Annotated in this window: 14 protein-coding genes and 1 pseudogene; 1 reads left to right on the top strand and 14 read right to left on the bottom strand. The window is 69.0% G+C overall.

Going from position 1 to position 16,894, the window contains the following annotated elements; genetic code table 11:
• Nucleotides 1-23 precede the first annotated feature (23 nt).
• The 13 genes from ACGFYY_RS41460 to ACGFYY_RS41400 all read right to left on the bottom strand — a co-directional run bounded on the left by ACGFYY_RS41460 (nucleotide 24) and on the right by ACGFYY_RS41400 (nucleotide 14,822).
• Complete coding sequence (locus ACGFYY_RS41460) at nucleotides 24-683, bottom strand: hypothetical protein (protein WP_393717698.1); 660 nt, start codon at nucleotides 681-683, stop codon at nucleotides 24-26.
• Complete coding sequence (locus ACGFYY_RS41455) at nucleotides 664-1,557, bottom strand: aldo/keto reductase (RefSeq protein WP_393717696.1); 894 nt, start codon at nucleotides 1,555-1,557, stop codon at nucleotides 664-666. Before ACGFYY_RS41455 ends, ACGFYY_RS41460 begins: the two co-directional genes overlap by 20 nt.
• Nucleotides 1,554-2,738, bottom strand: a complete 1,185-nt coding sequence (locus ACGFYY_RS41450; protein ID WP_393717694.1) for a JmjC domain-containing protein — start codon at nucleotides 2,736-2,738, stop codon at nucleotides 1,554-1,556. Before ACGFYY_RS41450 ends, ACGFYY_RS41455 begins: the two co-directional genes overlap by 4 nt.
• Nucleotides 2,739-2,760: 22 nt before the next feature.
• Nucleotides 2,761-2,889, bottom strand: a complete 129-nt coding sequence (locus ACGFYY_RS41445; protein WP_389810002.1) for a hypothetical protein — start codon at nucleotides 2,887-2,889, stop codon at nucleotides 2,761-2,763.
• A gap of 659 nt (nucleotides 2,890-3,548) precedes the next feature.
• Nucleotides 3,549-4,397 carry a helix-turn-helix domain-containing protein gene (locus ACGFYY_RS41440; protein WP_393717692.1) on the bottom strand — a complete coding sequence of 283 codons (849 nt, stop codon included), beginning with the start codon at nucleotides 4,395-4,397 and terminating at the stop codon, nucleotides 3,549-3,551.
• 21 nt (nucleotides 4,398-4,418) lie between these two features.
• Nucleotides 4,419-4,943: a DUF6879 family protein gene (locus tag ACGFYY_RS41435; RefSeq protein WP_393717690.1), complete on the bottom strand. Its 525-nt coding sequence runs from the start codon at nucleotides 4,941-4,943 to the stop codon at nucleotides 4,419-4,421.
• Entirely contained in the window at nucleotides 4,897-5,178 is a 282-nt protein-coding gene (locus tag ACGFYY_RS41430; protein WP_393717688.1) for a hypothetical protein, read from the bottom strand. The genes ACGFYY_RS41435 and ACGFYY_RS41430 overlap by 47 nt, the downstream gene beginning before the upstream one ends.
• Nucleotides 5,179-5,641: 463 nt before the next feature.
• Entirely contained in the window at nucleotides 5,642-7,687 is a 2,046-nt protein-coding gene (locus tag ACGFYY_RS41425) for an Hsp70 family protein (protein WP_393717686.1), read from the bottom strand.
• The gene (locus tag ACGFYY_RS41420; RefSeq protein ID WP_393717684.1) at nucleotides 7,684-8,286 is read right to left on the bottom strand and encodes a hypothetical protein; all 603 of its coding nucleotides are present in this window, start codon (nucleotides 8,284-8,286) and stop codon (nucleotides 7,684-7,686) included. The genes ACGFYY_RS41425 and ACGFYY_RS41420 overlap by 4 nt, the downstream gene beginning before the upstream one ends.
• On the bottom strand, nucleotides 8,283-10,013 hold the full coding sequence (locus tag ACGFYY_RS41415) for a hypothetical protein (RefSeq protein WP_393717682.1): 1,731 nt from the start codon (nucleotides 10,011-10,013) through the stop codon (nucleotides 8,283-8,285). Before ACGFYY_RS41415 ends, ACGFYY_RS41420 begins: the two co-directional genes overlap by 4 nt.
• Before the next feature lie 77 nt (nucleotides 10,014-10,090).
• Nucleotides 10,091-13,615, bottom strand: coding sequence for a HelD family protein (locus ACGFYY_RS41410; RefSeq protein WP_393717680.1), 3,525 nt, complete (start codon nucleotides 13,613-13,615; stop codon nucleotides 10,091-10,093).
• Nucleotides 13,616-13,787: 172 nt separating this feature from the next.
• Nucleotides 13,788-14,324: a hypothetical protein gene (locus tag ACGFYY_RS41405; RefSeq protein ID WP_393717678.1), complete on the bottom strand. Its 537-nt coding sequence runs from the start codon at nucleotides 14,322-14,324 to the stop codon at nucleotides 13,788-13,790.
• A gap of 144 nt (nucleotides 14,325-14,468) precedes the next feature.
• The gene (locus ACGFYY_RS41400) at nucleotides 14,469-14,822 is read right to left on the bottom strand and encodes a hypothetical protein (RefSeq protein ID WP_393717676.1); all 354 of its coding nucleotides are present in this window, start codon (nucleotides 14,820-14,822) and stop codon (nucleotides 14,469-14,471) included.
• A gap of 321 nt (nucleotides 14,823-15,143) precedes the next feature.
• On the opposite strand from ACGFYY_RS41400, the pseudogene ACGFYY_RS41395 reads away from it, so the two are divergent.
• Nucleotides 15,144-15,936, top strand: a pseudogene (locus ACGFYY_RS41395) (IS5 family transposase).
• Here the strand turns inward: ACGFYY_RS41395 and ACGFYY_RS41390 are convergent.
• Complete coding sequence (locus tag ACGFYY_RS41390; protein ID WP_393717674.1) at nucleotides 15,884-16,417, bottom strand: hypothetical protein; 534 nt, start codon at nucleotides 16,415-16,417, stop codon at nucleotides 15,884-15,886. The pseudogene ACGFYY_RS41395 and the gene ACGFYY_RS41390 sit on opposite strands and share 53 nt — an antisense overlap.
• Nucleotides 16,418-16,894 lie beyond the last annotated feature (477 nt).

Here is a 16,894-nt window from a genome sequence, read left to right as displayed (position 1 = left end):
GGGCATCGAGTACTAGCCCGAGATCACGGCGCAGGCATACGCCCACCCTCCTTTCCCGTGATCCGCTCATGTTGTGCGACCTCGTGTCGCAACCAGCGTTCCCAGTCCAGCAGGACGAAAGGGGGTCCGGTGATGTTGGCCCACTGGAGATCGGCGTGGCCGGTGACGCGTTCGGTGATGGCCGGCGCGGGGATGCCGAGGAATTCGGGGAACACGCGATCCGCCCACTCCTGGCGGATGGTGGTCCGCGGGGGCTCGGCGTCGGCGAGGGCATCCAGGCTGTTTCGCAGGTCGCTCCACCAGGCATCGGGCAGGTGCGGGTCCTCGGCGAGGTCGGGCGTCTCCGGGGAGATCACCGGCTGGGCGATGTAGTCGATCAGCTCGCCCTCGAAGACGTAGGGGGCGGACTCCCAGCGGTGCAGGCCGTGCAGGTGCGGGCGGGAGACCAGGCTGGAGATCCGCTCCTCGGCGACCACCATCCCCTCCGTCATCGCGGCTGATGCCTTCGCGATCTCTCCGCAGTGGACGCGCAGCCACCGGTCATCGGTGGTGCGGGAGCCGATGGTGCGGCCGAGCCAGCCCCAGGAGACCGGGCCGGTCGCGGTGGTACCGAAGTGGTCGCAGGCGCGGGCCAGGGCGTGCTCCATGCGGCCTTGGGTCTCGTCATCCTTGGGCGAGTACATCGGTGACCTTCCTCAGGTGGTCGGGTGCGAGCGGGGCGGCGGCGGCCTCCTGCGCGGCGGCCCAGTGCTCGGGGGTGCTCGCGGACAGCAGTACCACGTCGAGGCTGGGGCAGGAGACGGCGGCGAGAAGACAGGCGGCGGCCGGCGTGCTGCCGGGGCGGATGTAGTCGGCCAGTTCAGGTGTGGCCAAGTGCGGGAGTTCTCCGCCGTGCAGGGGCGAGGAGCCGAACGTGGTCAGCCCCGCCGCACGAGCCTGCACCAAGGGGCCGCGGCCGTCCAGGGCGAGACTGATGGGCCGGGCCATGACAAGGCTCACCGGGAGCTGTACGGCGCGCAGGTGATGTTCACCCGATCCGGCGGCTTCCCGCGCGAGGTCGAGGAGTTCGGTGACGGTGAACGCGCCGGAGGTGAAGGCGGACCAGGCGGCCACGCCGTACCCTCCAATGCGCCCGGCGTGGGCGAACTCCTCCAGCACGGCGAATGCCTCGCGCAGCTGCTCGTGCAGTTCCTCGCGGTCGAGGTGGGCGTGCTCGGGATTGTGGACGAACACGATGTCAGCGCGGCCGAGGACATCCAGTGACCGGTCCGTCTGCCACTGCAGGAGTTCGGGAGCGAGGCTGTGGCCGGCGGCGGCCTGGTCGTCGGTGAGGATGCCCTGCTGGACCGCCGCAGTGCCCTCCTGCCTACCGAAGAAGCCCGTCTTCGTGGACACCTTGACCTGCACGTTCTCGACGAGGACTGGGGCGAGTTCCTGGTGCGCGCGGCCGTAGTTGGGGGCGGTGTCGATCCAGGCCGTGCCATGGGAGCAGGCGATGCGCGCCGCTTTGGCGACGTCGCGGACCTTGTACGTGCCCAGACCGAGCAAGGCGGTCACCGGCTGCTCCCGACCACGGCGGCGGCCTGTCCTGCGACCAGCGCGGTCATGACCTCCGCGGCCTGGTCGACCGTGAGCCCGGAGTGCTTCGCGAGCGCGGCAAGGGTGACCGGCCCGCCTTCGGCCAGGAGGTGCAGGAGCGGGGCGACAGGGAGGGCGAAGGTGAACTCCTTACCCGCGCCGGCGAGCGTCACCACCTGGTCGTCCTGGTCGAGGTGGGCGCGGGGGGCGGTGAGCTTGACCGTGGTCCGGGGCTCGGCGAGGACGGCGCCCAGGTGGGGCAGGGACAGGCGGGGGCGTCCGGGGTGCGTGCTGTCGATCGAGCGGGCCCAGCGGTCGAGCACGTCCGGCTCGTCGAGGAGCGCCACGACGTCCTTGCGTACGGCCTCGAGGTAGGCGGCCCGCTCACGCTGGTTGCTGTGCCGGGGGACGTCCTGGCGGACAGTGGCATTGACGCGTAGCTCGTCCACTGCCCAGCCCAGGAATTCGGCGCCGGTCTGCGTGGCGAGTCCGAATGTGAGGTGAAGGGAGGGGGTTCCCTGGTCGGCGGTGACGGCATGCCACCAGCCGCGCGGGAGGTAGAGCACATCGCCGGGCGTGAGCACGATGTCCGCCAGCGGCTCGTCCGTCGGGGCTTCAGGGGTTTCGATGTCGCGCCATGCAGGCGCCTGCCGGGTGGGGCCGTAGATCTTCCACCGCTTCGCGCCGTCGACCTGGAGCACCACTACGTCGTGGTCGTCCCAGTGGGTACCGAAGCCCTCTTCGGCCGTCCAGGAGGCGTACGCGTTGGCCTGGACCGACGTGCGGAAGAACCGCTCCAGCTCCTCGGCGGACTCGCGGATGGGCGCGTGGATCTGGTCGATGGCGTCGATCACGAGGGAAGCGCCCTCAGCGAGCCGTGCGTGGAACTCGACGGGCTCGGGCTGGTACCAGGAGGTGCCCCTGCGGTTGGTGCGGAGCAGGGAGTACGCAGTGGCGGGGACGGCTTCGCCTGCACGGGAGAGCCGCATCCGCGGCGGCTCCAGGCGGTGCGTGGCGATGATCTCGTTCAGCTCGTCCCAGGACAGCGGCGAGGCGCTGGTGTCGCCGGTGGAGCGGATCACTTTGTGGGCGCGGAAACACGACTGGGCGAGGAACGTGTCCCCGCCCAGCCGCGCCGCCCACGATGAGGAATCAGTCATCGTGCGCGTGTCCTTCCGTGGATCAGGTGTCGTTCATGTCCGACTTGCCGCCCGTGTTGTCCGAGGCTTCCTCGGCACGGGTGCGGGCCGCGGTGATTCGGCGGACGCCGACCACCAGACCGCTGTCCTGCGTCTGCGTGTTCTCGTTCATCGCGTACTCCTTCTTGTTCCTCGTGGTGTTGTCCTGCCGGTCATCCGGCAGGAAGTGGTTTGCCCGCCCCGGTCGTGGCCCTGTAGGAGGCGCGGGGCGGGAAGTCTCGGTATTCAGCGGGCGTCGGCCTGGCGGAGCACCTGGTGGTCGGCTACGACCCTTCGACGCCGCCCCTTTCAGGGCGCAAGAAGACGGCCTCGGGGTTGACGCGGCGGGTTTGGGGGTCTTCCCACTCGCCGATGAAGCTGGATGACTCCTTCGCGGTCCTTGACGGAGTCCAGGACACGGGCGCCCGTGTACAGCCAGTCGGGAAGCCTGCTCATGCCGCATCGACCTGGTCGCCCCGGTCGTCGCGGTCGGCACGGCGCAGGAATCTCTCCATGCCGTGCTCGGCGCGGGTTCGCAGTGCGAGTCGGGGTCGGGCTGCCGAAGACGTCGCCCCAGGGGGCGTACTCCGGCTGGTCCTGGAGCTGGCAGGCGAGGGAGGCTCGGGCATGGCGTGCTCCTGACCGGTGGGGGCAGCGGACCGCAGCGCGAGGGACTGCGGTCCGCTGCTTCGGGGAGCCACCCGGAGGCCTGTAACCACCCCGAGCGGCGTGTCCTCACCGTAGGGAGACGGGGGATCCGCACTCAACGAAGTTGCGCCTAATTGCGGATTCTCATCCGAGGGAGCCGATCGCGGCCGTGATCAGTGCGCGGGCATTGTCGCCATAGACCGCCATGTCCGCCAGGCCGGCGAACGCCTGAGCGTAGTCTGCGAGTTCCCGGGGCTGGGTAATGTTGACCTCGGCGGTCAGGGTCTCAACGGCGGCTTGGCGGTCATCGAAGAGGTAGAACGCCTCCAACGGCCAGATAGTGCGCTGTGCGCTGGCCGGGATGATCCCGAGGGAGACCGAAGCGAGCGGCTGCACGTTGAGGAGGTGCCGGAGCTGGGCGGTCATCGTGTCGACGTCGCCGATCCGCGAGCGTAGGACCCACTCCTCCATGAGCACAACGAAGCGGTGGCCGCCCTCGTAGAGGAACCGGCTGCGGGCGACGCGGGCGGCCACGGCCTCGGTCACATCGTCAGGAGTGCCCTGGAAGGTGGTGATGCTGCGCATGAGCGCGGTGGCGTACCCGGGGGTCTGAAGGTAGCCGGGGACCACGTTGGAGACGTAGGTACGGCAGATTCGGGCTTGCCGATGCCGGTCCGACCAGTCTTCCTGGGCTTTGCGCATTCCGTTGCGGTGGAGGCGACGCCACTCCTGGTACATCGAATCGACAGCGCGGGCGGTGGCGATCAGGTCGGCCGCCTGGTCGTCGGAGTCGGTGGCCGCGCACCAGGCGCGGATGTCCGAGTCCGAGGCTGCGATCTCACCCTTTTGAAGCCTGGTCGTCTTCGCGGGATGCCAGCCGCACCGGGCGGACAGCTCCCGCCGGGTGAGACCGGCGTCCTTGCGGATGTGGGACAGACGCATGGCCAGCGCTTCACGGGCCGCCTGCGCGCTGGATGACGGGGAAGAGGCCATGGGAGGTGGGTCCGGTCGGAGTCAGACGGTGTACTGCTCGTGAGGGGTACCGCGCTCCCACACTGTCTCGAAGGCGTCGGTGACGAGCTTGACGACGGAGGGCTCCTCCGTGAACTCGTGGCCGGCCCAGTCGCCTTCGCCCGTCCAGAAATGGAACATCACCAGGCGGCGATCGATCAGCCACAGGTCGTTCCCCGGCAGCGCGATGTCCGACGCCCGCCGACGCGGAAGCCAGCGGACCTGTTCCCCGGCCTCGATGTTCATCGAGGTGACGGCGTGTTCCCAGCGGATGTAATCGGTCACCGGCTCAGAGACGATCCGCGCCCGCCGCATGACCACGCCGCGGCCGACCGTATCCCGGACGATGCCGAGCCACTCGGGCCACCATCGCAAGGTGGGGTCGAGGTCGACGTGGCCGGTGCGCTTGAACTCCTCGAACTCCTCGGCCTCGTCGCCGACACCGTAGGTGTCGCGCATCTCCAGGTGGACCGCGCTGTGCTCAGCCTGCCTCATCAGTGCGGCGAAGTCCGGAGCGTTCTGCGACATCACATGCCTCCCTCAAAATCGGAACCAGCCGGAACGGGACCCGCACCGGCGTCTCGCCCTCGGGTATGCCGACGGCGTGCCCGGCGACCCACTCGGTGGACGCCACCTCGGCCGTGCGGGCCAGGTCGAGGTTCCACCCCTGGATGACGAGTTCCTGTTTCTCCTCGTCAACCCAGACGGTGGGGGAACCTCCGCCGCCAGTGCTGGGGTCTATCCCGACGAACCGTAGCGCCATGACGATCTCCCCTGTCCAGTGAGTTGCGCGTATTTGCGTGCGACGCTCGTACACGGGCACCCGCGCGTCAAGGGCGGGAACCGGTCATGGTCCGGGGCGCCGGCCAGCGCCGGACCGCGCTGAGCCCCGGAATCATGGCCGGCCGTGCGATCAGCCCGGGGCAGATCGGCGGCACACGAAACAGGCTTCCCGCGCCGCTGCGGCGCTCCCGCCGTGCCTACTTCTAGCGAACCCGGCGTCAAAGGACCCGGCTGGGTGGGGTCAAAAGCCATCGAGAAGTACACCGATACCGACCTATTAGGCACAGACCTGTACGACGCGGTCCTCACCGCAGCACGGATCGCCTACCCACACCCCGCACTCACCGATGTCTCGGCCCACCTCCTGGTCATCGCCAACCCCGTCCCCGGCAGAGCCCGAATCGGCAAGTAGCTCACGCAGCATCAACACGGCCGGGTACCCCTCACCCCCGCCCCCGCGGCGCCACGCAGGTACGGTTGGTGAAGAACCAGGCCCCCTTGGCGCATGTGGCGCCCAGAACCCGCCCCTTCTCCCGGAGCCACGGATAGCGGCCTTGCAACTCCGCAAAGTTGTCGTTCGTCACGACCATCGCACCAGAGTCATCCGCAATAGCCGCGACGAGGGCATCCCCCTTGCCCTCGGTACCGGCCGGCGGCTGGATGATGTCGCCCTTGCTAAGCGCGGCCACCACCGCTTCCCGCTCTCCGTCCGAGACCTTGTGCCGGAAGGTGGCATCGACCACGACGTGGATGTCGGCTTCGGGGTACCTCTTGGCGAGCGCCGCCCGCGCGGCCTGGAGCTGGGAGAAGCTCGGGTGGTCGTCATCCTCGTAGACCCCCGGACGGACCGGTGAATGACCGATCCAGGCGAGGTTGGAGCCGTCGATGACCAGGGTGTGTGGGCCGCCGTCGACAGTGACCGGCCGAGCCTTGGGCGGCGCTGGAACGGGGCGGGCGCCCCCAGCCGAGGGGGTAGACCCGAAGGGGTCCGGATTCGAGTTGGCCTTGAGCAGGCGGTCCAGCTCCTCCCGGACCTCGGGCGTGGGGCCACCCGAACCAAAGCTTTCGACCTCCTGGTCGACCACTACCTCCCCCGTGTGCTCCAACGTGGCCTTGACGTGGAGCAGCCCGTTGGAGTCGTACGTGTACTCCAGATCGAAGCGGGACTCATCGCGGACCCGCGGCGTTGGGTAGGTGAGGGTGAGCTCGGTGAGCTGCACGTTGTCGCGGTGGGCAAGCTCCTTGTCCGGGTCGCCCTCCCAGATTTCCACGGACAGCTTCCGCGCGTGGTCCTTCTGCGGCGTGTAGCTCTTGCGCTCCTTCCAGGGCAGCGGCGAGTTCCTGGGGATGATCTGGCTGAACCGCTTGCGGCCCGCGGAGTCCTTGACCATCGTGCCAAGCGCATGGCTGGTGGCAACCTGGATGACCCCCTCAGTCTCACCAGCGAGCACCGCCGCCGCGATCGACGCGCCGCGCGCCACCGCCGTCATCGGGTCACACAGTTCGGTGGGCACGGGCTCCATCTGAAGTGCTTCGGCCACCGCGGCTCGCACGCTCGGGATCTGACTCGTACCGCCGATCATGAGGATCTCGTCCACGTCGAGCGGGGCCATGTGCAGGTCCCTTAGGCACTGCTCCACCGGTCCGAGGGCGCGGTCGACGAGGTCACTGATCGCCTCCTCCAGCTCCCCCTGGTGGATCTCGACGCCGACACCGTCGGGCGTGATCACCGTGACGAACGACTGGGAGGAGAGCAGGATCTTGTTCCGCTCCACGTCAAGCCGGAACTGCCGCTCCTGCGCCGGAGTCCAGGCCCTGCGCGCGGGCGCGCGTTCGAGGACAAGTTCACGCAGCCGCCGGTCGATCTCCAGACCGCCGAGCTCCGTCACCCCGCGGGACGCGCGTTCTTCGAAGAACCCGTCCGCGTAGTCGAGCACGGTCACATCGATCGTGCCGCCTCCCCAGTCGAAAACCAGGATCTGGGAGTCCTCGCGGAAGTCGTGGACGTAAGAGATGGCGGCCGCTGTCGGCTCGTTGAGCAAGGCCTGGACCTCGATGCCGGCGAACCGTGCCGCCGCCCTGGTCCGGAACCGGGCAGCGCCCGTCGCGTTGGCGGGCACTGTGATGACTGCGCGATCGATGTCGGTGAGGTTGTGCTGAGCGCCATCGCGCATGGCGGTGAATACACCCGCCGCGACAGTGGTCGCCGCGAAGCGCCTGCCCTGGATGGTCACGTACTCGTCGCTTTTCAGCAGTCGCTTGCAGGCTTCGGCCGCCTCCTCTGAGCGAAGCTTGGCCTCCCAGCCGAACAGAGGTCCACGCCGCAGCGAGCTGACACCCACGACCGAGGGGAAGAGCTGCTCGAACCCCGGGCGCCGCCAGTCGGCGTCGATGTGGTGGGCATCGAGCGGCAGCACCTCGGCGTCTTCACCCTGCCACTGGGCCACGACGGAATTGGTCGTACCGAAATCGATTCCTGTCGAGGTCACTTGGCATCGACTCCCTGCGCGTTCACCGCGCTGCTCTCGTCCTGCTCCGGCAGGGTCCTCGGCGCCGGGATGCGGCGCAGCTGCCCGGCGAGCAGCAGCTTGTCCGTCGCCTGGTCCACGTAGGCCGGCCGGACCAGCTCGAAGCCCTCACCTTCCCCCTCGACGACGACAAAAAATTCCTGCTCGTCGGCCTCCTCGACCACACGGACCCCCATGTCGACGAGCGAGGCACGCACCGCCCGGCGGATGGCTTTCGCCCCCTGTTCGGGCATGCTCGCGAGGAGGTCGGTCTCGACCAGCCGCGCGATGTGCTCGTCCCGCGTCCGGAATGCCTCGAGCACGCCCTGCCGCAGCGCCGCGTTGACCGTGGCGGGGGTGGGGCGTGCTTCCTGCGGAAGCTGCGAGATCAGCTCCGTGGCCCTTTCGGTGAACCGGGCCAGGAGCTGCGCCGGATGGAGGAGTTCCTCCGGCCTGAGGGTGCGCAGCTTCATGTCCGCCACGAACTCCTGGTTCTCCTTGCGGCGGGTCCGCCCTGTGGGCTTCTTGGTCTGCCCGGCCGCGTTAGGGGTGTTCTTGCGGCCTGCGGACTTGCTGCTCATGAAGTCGTCCTGTGGTCGTGATCGGGGCGCCGGGGCGCGGTCAAGAGGGTGGGAAGAAGGTCGGCGATCGCGCGGTCGCGTACCGCCGCGAGGTCCGCAGCGGCCCGGTGTGTGGTCCGGCGCGGCATCGCGGCGAGCCTCGGGATCAGGGACTTCGGTCTCACCATGGGCAGTCGCAAGGCCGCTGGATCCAGCGGTAGTACGAAGAAGTCGGACCAGTCCTCGGTCCGCTCGGCCTGCTCGATACGGAGTTTCGCCCAGTTGGCTTGTGCCGCCAGGTCGAGGTCGTCCCGGTCGGCCCGCCTGCGCTCGCGCCACTGGTGCTTCCAGTGCTCACTCTTGTGCGGCAGCCCCAGCTCCAGATAGGGATTGGCGGGCTGGTCCCGGTCGTTGCGCCTGGTCCCACGACGGCGTTCCAGCAGGGCCAGGTTTTCCTCGACCCGCCGGTCGGTTCGGGCGACGCGCGCCAGCGAGACGTAGGCCAGGTCGAGATTGTCGTCGAGCAGGGCGAGGTAGGCGAACATGTTCCATGCCTCGGCCGCGTGCTCGGCCGGCACGCCGTCGTAATCGACGAGCTTGTCTACCTGTGCCTGGGCTTTCTTCCTCTCGCCCTGGCAGATGAGGTCGTAGGCATGCCGCAGCGCCACGAGGGCGTAGTACGGGCCACGCGCCGGATTGACCGCCGCCCTCGGCTCCCACAGGGCGCACATCAGCCGCCACAGCCCGCGGTCGGCGGGGATGTCCGGGTCCCAGGAGCCCGTCATGGCGCCCTCCCGCACCTTGCGCAGGCGCAGCACCAGCTCGCGGGGCATCAGCTCCTCGAGTTCCTTGAGGACCTCCGTCTCGCCGTCCGTGATGCGCTGGAGCAGGTCGTACAGGCTGCCAGGTGCCGACTGGACCGGCGCACCTGCCAAGAACGCCTCCCGCTCCGCGGGCTCGTCCCAGCCGAGGGAGCGGGCGAGGGCAATGTCCGTCTTCTCTGGTGCGAGCCTGGCCAGCAGGTAGCTCTGTTCGCCGGCGTCCGCCCGCATGCTCCACGGCTGGTGGCCGCGGTCCAGTACGCCTGCCTCGATGAGGTCGTCGACCACGCCGAGGGGCGCCCAAGGGACAACTGCCTCCAGTTGGTGCACGGTCAGTTCGTCCAGGCTCCGCCGGTCGAGGGCCTGCTGAAGCGCGAACGCTCCGGCGGGGTCCTCCTCGGCGAGGGGGAGATCGGCCGCGCCGAGGTCGGCCGCCGGGACCGCTCCCGCGATGACCGCGAGGCGGCGCTCACCGGCCGGGGAGAGCCAGGGCAGGCCGGCTTCATGTACGACGGAGAGCACGGCGGCGGTCTGGGCGATGGCCCGGCCCGGTTCAGCGGCTTCGAGCAGTGCCTTGATGGCGGGGAGCAACTGGGGCGCCGGCTGTCCATCCAGACATGCGCGAATCGTGTCTGCACCCCACCGCCGGGTTTCGTCCTGGGCTTCCGCGGAGTCCAACAGTCCCCGCAGCAAGTCCTCGACACGCGCCACCGCCTCCGCGCCGAAGACCCCGGCCTTGCGCCACTTGCGCAACGCAAATCCGTCGACCGCGCCCCCGGGGACAGCCACCGCGGCCGAGCGGCGGGCGGACCGCCGCGCCCGCCACGCCTCGACCATCTCAGATCGCGTCATCGACTCCGTGATCAGTTGTTCCCCCACGCCGAATCCGCCGCCGAGTTGACCGGCCGAAGCGTCCTCGTTCCCCATGCAACCCCGCTCGTCTCCCGCCTTACAACCTGCGTCATATTTTGGCAGGTCTTCTCGGGATGTTCACAGGGCCCTCGCTAGGACACGATGTGCCGCGCGCCCGGCCCCGCCCAGGTCCCGCCGTCGCGCCAGGCGAGGAGCACGCTGAAGGCGCCGTCGACCGCGTTGGCCACCCATGGCTCCGCCGGCTCGCCGGCCAGCACGATGACGAGGAACTCCGCCTGACCCTCCGTACGCAGGTGGGACACCTCCATGAGGTGGAGTGCCGACTCCCGAATGGACGGGTACGTTCTCTCCTCACTGCCCAGTACGTCGAAGAGCACGGTGCCATCGGCCCGCGTGCACCAGGCGTCCACGAATACGTTCTCCCCGACCTCCGGCGCGCTGTCGTAGAGGTCTGCGAGCAGGCGGTGCCGGAGCGCTTCGTGGGATCGGTCCGCCCGGGCAGCCACCGTGCGCTCGGCCACAAGGTGTTCCAACCCGGCGTTCGCCTCGGCTGGCCACTCGTCCTCCGCCCGCCCCTGTGCGACGGGTCGGGGTGCCGGGTCGGTCGTTAGCATGGTCGCCCTTCGAGGCTCGGAGACGGGGTCGGGCAAGGCCGGCGGTCTCCGGTACACGTCCGTACCCGGTTCACGCACGGTGAGCAGGGAGCGGCCGTCGGCCGAGAGCCGCCACTGGAAGCGGCCGCCCTCGACGATGACACGAGTCTCGAACAACTCGATGTCCGCGGTGCTCAGATCATCGGCGAGCGCTGCGCGCATCGCATGGACGAAGGCTTCGTCGGCCATACCGCGGACCTGCCCCACCCGTTCGTAACCGGCGCAGGCCGAGACGGTGGCATGCAGCGCCAAGGCGTCGAGCAGGCGAACCTGCTCGACCGCGCCCAGCGGCGGTCCGCTCTCCGGCGCCAGCGCAGTCAGGGCCGATCTCCGCGCAGCCCGGGCGTCCTTGCCGACTCGGGACGCGACACCCGCTTCGAGCTGCGCAAAGCTCCGCTCCGCGTGCACGGCATCGTAGCCCGTGATCGTGTCGGCCTCGGGGCTGAGCATGATGCGGAATCCCGCCAGGTCCAGGGTCCAGGTGCCATCCGCGGCGCGCAGGTGCCGGGCACGCTCGATGAACGAGGCCAGCATGGCGTGCAGTTCCACCGCCGCCTCGCGCAGGCTGCCCCGGTGCCGCGCGACGAACGCCCCGCATGCTCCCGAGCTGACCCGCACGGCGGCACGTTGCCGCGCGTGGAGGTCGAGACGGCCCTGGTCTCGCGCACCCACCGGTGGGGCGAGGTGGCGGGGCCTGGCGACGGCCACCGGTTCAGCAGTACGGAAGCCTCCGCAGGGGGCCGTCCGGCACCACTTGTCGGCGTGGTGAGTGGAGTGGGTGCACGGAGTTCCGTCGGCGAAGTACCGGCTGCACAGGCTCGCCGCGGGATCCGCGGTGGAACCCTCCACGTCACGCGGGGCGGGAGCCGGAGAGGCAGTGGGCGTAGGAGGTCGGCTCGGGCCCCCGATCTGCGGGGGCAGCGGCAGGGAGTGGACCACGGTCAGCGACTGGGTACACCGCGTCAGCGCGACGTACAGATGCCTCAGGCCCACGGACTCGCCCGCGACGATCTCCGCGGCTTCCACCACCACGACGTGGTCGAATTCGAGCCCCTTAGCCTCGGCCGGGGTGAGGACGGCGAGGTTCGCGAGACCTTCCGGACCGAGCGCGCGCGCCATGTCGCTGCCCCACGTACCGCCCGGCGGCACGATCACGCCGATCGAACGTTCGTCCCCCCTGCCGGGCGTGCTCGCCCGCAGTCGTGCCACGGCGTCGGCGGCCAGAGTGCCCGCCTCCGCTCCCCGGACCACCGCGACGTCCGTACCTGTGTCCCGCACCGAGTCGGGCACTGCCACGCCGGGCGCGCAGTGCACCCCCAGCCGGGCCACGTAGTCCATGACCTCTCCCGGTACGCGGAACCCAGTCAGCAGCTGGGTGACCCGCCATCCGTCCCTGCCCGTGAGCAACCGCCCGAGCTCGTCCCAGTCCTGGTGGAGGTACGGACCGGTCGACTGCGCGAGGTCTCCGAGTACCGTCATCGAACCGCTGGGGCAGCGGCGTGCCAGAGCCCGGGCTTCCATCGGTGTGACGTCCTGTGCCTCGTCGATGACCAGGTGCCCGTACACCTTCCGGGGGCGCCCGCCCAGTAGGAACTCCAACTCATCCAGAAGGACCAGGTCTTCGCGGCTCGGCTCGGTTCGCGAGCGCGCTGTACGGCTCCCCCGACCGGCCCCCCGGTGGGGTGCGGTGAGCAGGTCCTGTTCGACGGCCGACAGAATGCCCTCGGCCGCCCGGCCGAGGGCGGCCCCGCCGGAGAACAGGCCCCGCAGCACGTCCTGGGCCACGAGGCTGGGGCAGATCCGCTTGAGGAGGCGCACGACAGGGCGAGCCCTGCCTATCTCGGCCAGGTAGTCGATGTCGGCAGGGCCGGGCAGCAGCCCGACGTAGACATCGGTCAAGTGCTGTGTGATCTGCTGTACGCACCGCTCCCGGCGCACCTGGTACGGACTGTCGCCGGCCAGCGCCGCACCAGCGATCTCTGCTATCTCCTCCACAGGGACGATGACTTCGCGGCGGTTCAACTCGAAGGTGAATAGCGGCCCACCCACCAGGGCGGTCAGTCGCTCAGCCGAACTCATCGTCTCGCAGTCGACGGCCCTGCGCAGTACCGCGGCCATCCTCGGGTCAGCCTTCAACGCGGCGACCGGACGCGGGTCGCGGGGCGACGCTGCCGCCGACCACAGCGCGGGAAGTTCGAGCATCGACACGTCGTCGCTGCCGAGTTCGGACAGGGTGACACCCACGTAGTCGAGGAATCCCCGGTTGGGTCCGATTACGAGGATGTCCTTGGCCGTCCGGTGCTTGTTGTCCAGCAGCCAAGTTACGCGGTGCAGGCCGACCGCGGTCTTGCCCGTGCCCGGACCTCCCTGGATCACGAGCACTCCTGCAGGCTCCTCCGCCACGAGCTGGAGCTGTTCCCGCTGGATGGTCTCGACGATGTCGTGCATAAAACCATCGCGCGCGCGGTCTATCTCCTCGAGGAGTGGATCGCGCCACGCCAGTTCCTGAGCCGCCGTATCCGGCGTGGCAGCGTCGACCGGTCCCGCTGGTACCGCTGCTGGTTCCGCTTCGGATCCATGGAGGTCGAGATAGCGCTTGACCAACTGCTGATCGCAGATGATCTGGCGCAACAGCAGTACCTGTCCCGGATCCCGCTCGCTGGTCAGCCGCCAGTTCACCGCGGCCTGCGAACTCCAGGCGACCACGACGGGATTACTGTGCTCGTCACGCACCACCCGGCGCCCGACGTAGAACGTGTCGCGGCCCTCGCCCTCGTCGACGTCGGCCCTCATGAAGACGAGGGACTTGCCTCCTATCTCGAGCGATGCCAGCTCCCGCTCCCAGGTCCGCCGGGCATCGATGGAGTCTTTGCCGCTGGCCGCGGCGTCGAGAGTGCTCAACTCCGACGCCTCCTGCCGGGCCCGCTCCAAGCAGGAGTACGCATGGTCGACCGCGCGCTGTTCAGCAGCGAGCACGGCCGCACGGCGCGTGTGCTTCGGCATCCTTACTCTCCCCCTTCCGCATGGCACGCAACGGGTCGGCGGTCACGGCGGATGTTCCTACTGTAAGAACTCTGGTCGACGACCCGTTTACCAGGAGCTTCGTTGTTGATCACAGCCAGGCTCCCCAACCCACCAACCTCGCAGCCAGATTGGAAAGGGCGCGGCGAGGCTCCTACTCGGCGGGGGAGGGCCCGCCCCAGCGGGCAGGGTCAACGTCCTTGCTCTGGAGAAAGCGCTGCATCGGGATCGAGACCGGCTGCTCCACGGTGAACTCTGTCCCGTGCCGTCGCTCCAGCTCCTCCCACACGCGATCGAGAAGACCTCTTCCCCGCTGGAAGGGGTGGATCCAGACCCAGGTCAGGCACTTCTCGTCCAGATCGAACCCCACCGCGCCGCACGCAACTGGCGACAGCGTGATCAGGTCCCTGGAGTTGATCAACAGCACCTCCTGACTGCTGTCGCTACCAGTGGCCGTGAACTGGAGGAAGTCAAACCAAAGCTCGCGCTTGAAGTAGCTGGCGAACTGCTCAGCAACCTTCCGCAGCCGCATGTCCTCCGTGGCCACGATGAGGCGCCCGCCGATGACGTCCTCGTCGGCGACGAACGGCAGCGGCACCATGTCGATCAGGTACTTCTGCCGGAACCCGTTCTCCCCATGCCAGTAGGTCTCCAGCTCCTTCTCTCGGCGTTCTAGCTCCTCAGAATCCATAGGTAGAGGCTAAATGCCGTCCCTACCTGGTGTGGTGGGTTCCCGAGTCATGGGATCTACTCAACGCCGGCGAGAGCACGAGTACGGCGGTCGCTGCGCGCGTCGTTGTCGAAGCCGACACCTGCGCACGTCCTGCGCTCTGGTTCAGGAACGGTGCTTGTCCTGTTCGCGTTCGATGAGGGCCAGGAGCTCGTCGATACTCTGCGGCCGTCGCGCGATTTCGTGCTGTGTCGCGTCTCTGACGATGCTCCGCCACGGCTCCTGCGTCGGCAGGAGTGGAATGTTCGCCTGCGGCCACTCCCCCGTGAGGGCCCACGCGGCTACGCGTCCGAGGCTGTAGATGTCCGATGCGGGGACGGCATCATTCGGTGTGACGGACAACTCAGGCGGAGCGAACCCGGGCGTACCTATGTATGCGCCAGTCCGGCCGATGAAGGTGGTCTGACCGCGGGGCCGCCGCACGGTGCCCCAGTCAGCCAGCGTCCACCGCCCATGCAACAGGAGAAGGTTCGACGGCTTGACGTCGCGGTGGCGCCAGCCGTGCCGGTGAGAAGCCGTATCTCAACCGATCATGGAACGCGCGGGTCGAACAGGTTTCCCGCCGGGGTGATCTTCCCGTTGTGCGCGCATGGAGACAGGGCCTCTCGGTAGCTCGGGGATGCGAATCTGACCGAGCAGTGCCGGGAGGCCCTGGTGTCTTTGTTGTACGCGTCCGAGCCCGTTCGCTTCAACTCGGCTGCTCTATCGTGTGATTGCCTCGCGCACGTGTACGGCAACGCGGCCGATCATCCGGACCGGGAACGCCGGTATCCCTCCGACATGTCCGATGCGGAGTGGGCGGCCATCCGGCCGTTGCTGCCGGTGCCGGCCTGGCTGAACGGGCGGGGTGGACGCCCCGAGGGCTACTGCCACCGCCAGCTGCTGGACGCGGTCCGCTACCTGGTCGCGGGCGGGATCTCCTGGCGGGCGATGCCCGCGGACTTCCGCCTGGGGCCGGGTCTACGCCTTCTTCCGACGCTGGCGCGACCACGGGCTGATCACAGAGTTCCACGACCGGCTGCGCGGACAGGTGCGTGAGCGGGAGGGCCGTGAGGCGGAGCCGACGGCCGGGATCATCGACGCGCAGTCGGTGAAGGCCGCGGCCTCGGTGCCGTCCGTCTCGCGCGGCTACGACGGCGGGAAGAAGGTGGGCGGCCGCAAGCGGCACATCGTGACCGACTGCCTGGGTCTGCTGCTGGTCGTCGCGGTGACCGCCGCGAACGTCGGGGACCGGGATGCCGCGCCGGGCCTGCTGCAGCGGCTGCGCCGCCTGCATCGTGACATCTGCCTGGTCTGGGCCGACGGCGGTTACACCGGCGGCCTGGTCGACTGGTCCCGGGACAAACTCGCGCTCACCCTTCAGGTCGTCAAGCGCACCGATGATATGGAGGGGTTCGTGGTGCTGCCGAGGCGCTGGGTGGTAGAGCTCACGTTCGCGTGGTTGATGCATTCGCGCCGGCTGGCCCGGGACTACGAGACATTGCCGGCCAGCAGCGAGGCGATGATCCGGTGGTCGATGGTCACGCGGATGGGGCAGTGCCTGGCACGGCCACGGGCCGCCTGCCGGCACTGAACATCCCCGACGCCTCCTGCATGAGCCACCCGCGCTCCGCCAGCCGCCTGGCCTTCGAGCGCACCCCCTCGACCTTCGCCGACGTCGCCTGAAGGCCCAGCTTCGCCGTGATCTCCTTGGCCTTCATCGGTCCTTGACCGGCCGGCTGCCGCTCGTCGAGCACGCTCAGAATCCGCTGGTAGTCCAGCGCCAGCACCGTCACCGGCAATCCTTCGCGCCAGGGCGGCACGATTGAGCCCGGCACCGGCGCGGGCGAGGGCACGGTTTTCCGCTCCGCCTCCGCCTCGGTCGAGGCGGTGGTCTCGGCAGCCGAGGCCGCCAGGGCCTCGACCAGCTCTTCCCGCGCGATCACCCGCCGGTCCAGCTCGATCTCGGCGACCTCCAACACCCCGGCCAGCCGGGCGACTTCATCCCGCAGCCCTTCCACCCGCACACGGGCAGCCGTCTCCCGCTCCTCCAACATTCCCAGCACCGACGCCATCGCGCACCCCTCGCTCACAGAACGGAAACAAGACGTCGGATGCCTCCCTCATTCCGATCTAGACCATGCCTGACCAGCAGAAATAAGGCGATCACGTTCGGTTGAGATACGGCTTCTAACATCGCACCCTTCCGGAGGTGTTGACCGTGCCGGCCTCGGCAATGGCACCGTGCTCGCGCATCCACGTTATGCAGACCTGCCGCCCGCAGGCTGCCCGGCATTGCGCCGGACCGGGCGGTGGCCGGGTCTCTCATCAGCGTCTCCGACGGCACCTCCCGGGCCCGGCGACACCACCCCCCAGGTCATGCGTTCGACAGAGGGGACACAGTCATACCGGGCCCGGAGGCCAGCGGTCCCATTGCAGGACCGCGAAAAACATAACGGGGGCAGCGGGTGGGGGTCAGGGGCATTCTGTGATGTGGTCCGCGTGGTCGGCCCGGCAGGTGTCCGTCTGGGGGCCGCCACGGGCGTAGTCGT

This window comes from Streptomyces sp. NPDC048331 (genome assembly GCF_043201215.1).
In the GTDB taxonomy this organism is placed as follows: Bacteria; Actinomycetota; Actinomycetes; order Streptomycetales; family Streptomycetaceae; genus Streptomyces.
Note: the sequence above shows the minus strand (reverse complement) of the source record. Positions and strands in the feature narration are given on the sequence as shown.

What these genes read in the sequence shown, in the direction of transcription:
- ACGFYY_RS41460 (WP_393717698.1), bottom strand. Translation starts at nt 683, where the DNA reads ATGTACTCGCCCAAGGATGACGAGACCCAAGGCCGCATGGAGCACGCC.
- ACGFYY_RS41450 (WP_393717694.1), bottom strand. Translation starts at nt 2,738, where the DNA reads ATGACTGATTCCTCATCGTGGGCGGCGCGGCTGGGCGGGGACACGTTC.
- ACGFYY_RS41445 (WP_389810002.1), bottom strand. Translation starts at nt 2,889, where the DNA reads ATGAACGAGAACACGCAGACGCAGGACAGCGGTCTGGTGGTCGGCGTC.
- ACGFYY_RS41440 (WP_393717692.1), bottom strand. Translation starts at nt 4,397, where the DNA reads ATGGCCTCTTCCCCGTCATCCAGCGCGCAGGCGGCCCGTGAAGCGCTG.
- ACGFYY_RS41435 (WP_393717690.1), bottom strand. Translation starts at nt 4,943, where the DNA reads ATGTCGCAGAACGCTCCGGACTTCGCCGCACTGATGAGGCAGGCTGAG.
- ACGFYY_RS41430 (WP_393717688.1), bottom strand. Translation starts at nt 5,178, where the DNA reads ATGGCGCTACGGTTCGTCGGGATAGACCCCAGCACTGGCGGCGGAGGT.
- ACGFYY_RS41420 (WP_393717684.1), bottom strand. Translation starts at nt 8,286, where the DNA reads ATGAGCAGCAAGTCCGCAGGCCGCAAGAACACCCCTAACGCGGCCGGG.
- ACGFYY_RS41415 (WP_393717682.1), bottom strand. Translation starts at nt 10,013, where the DNA reads ATGGGGAACGAGGACGCTTCGGCCGGTCAACTCGGCGGCGGATTCGGC.
- ACGFYY_RS41410 (WP_393717680.1), bottom strand. Translation starts at nt 13,615, where the DNA reads ATGCCGAAGCACACGCGCCGTGCGGCCGTGCTCGCTGCTGAACAGCGC.
- ACGFYY_RS41405 (WP_393717678.1), bottom strand. Translation starts at nt 14,324, where the DNA reads ATGGATTCTGAGGAGCTAGAACGCCGAGAGAAGGAGCTGGAGACCTAC.
- ACGFYY_RS41390 (WP_393717674.1), bottom strand. Translation starts at nt 16,417, where the DNA reads ATGGCGTCGGTGCTGGGAATGTTGGAGGAGCGGGAGACGGCTGCCCGT.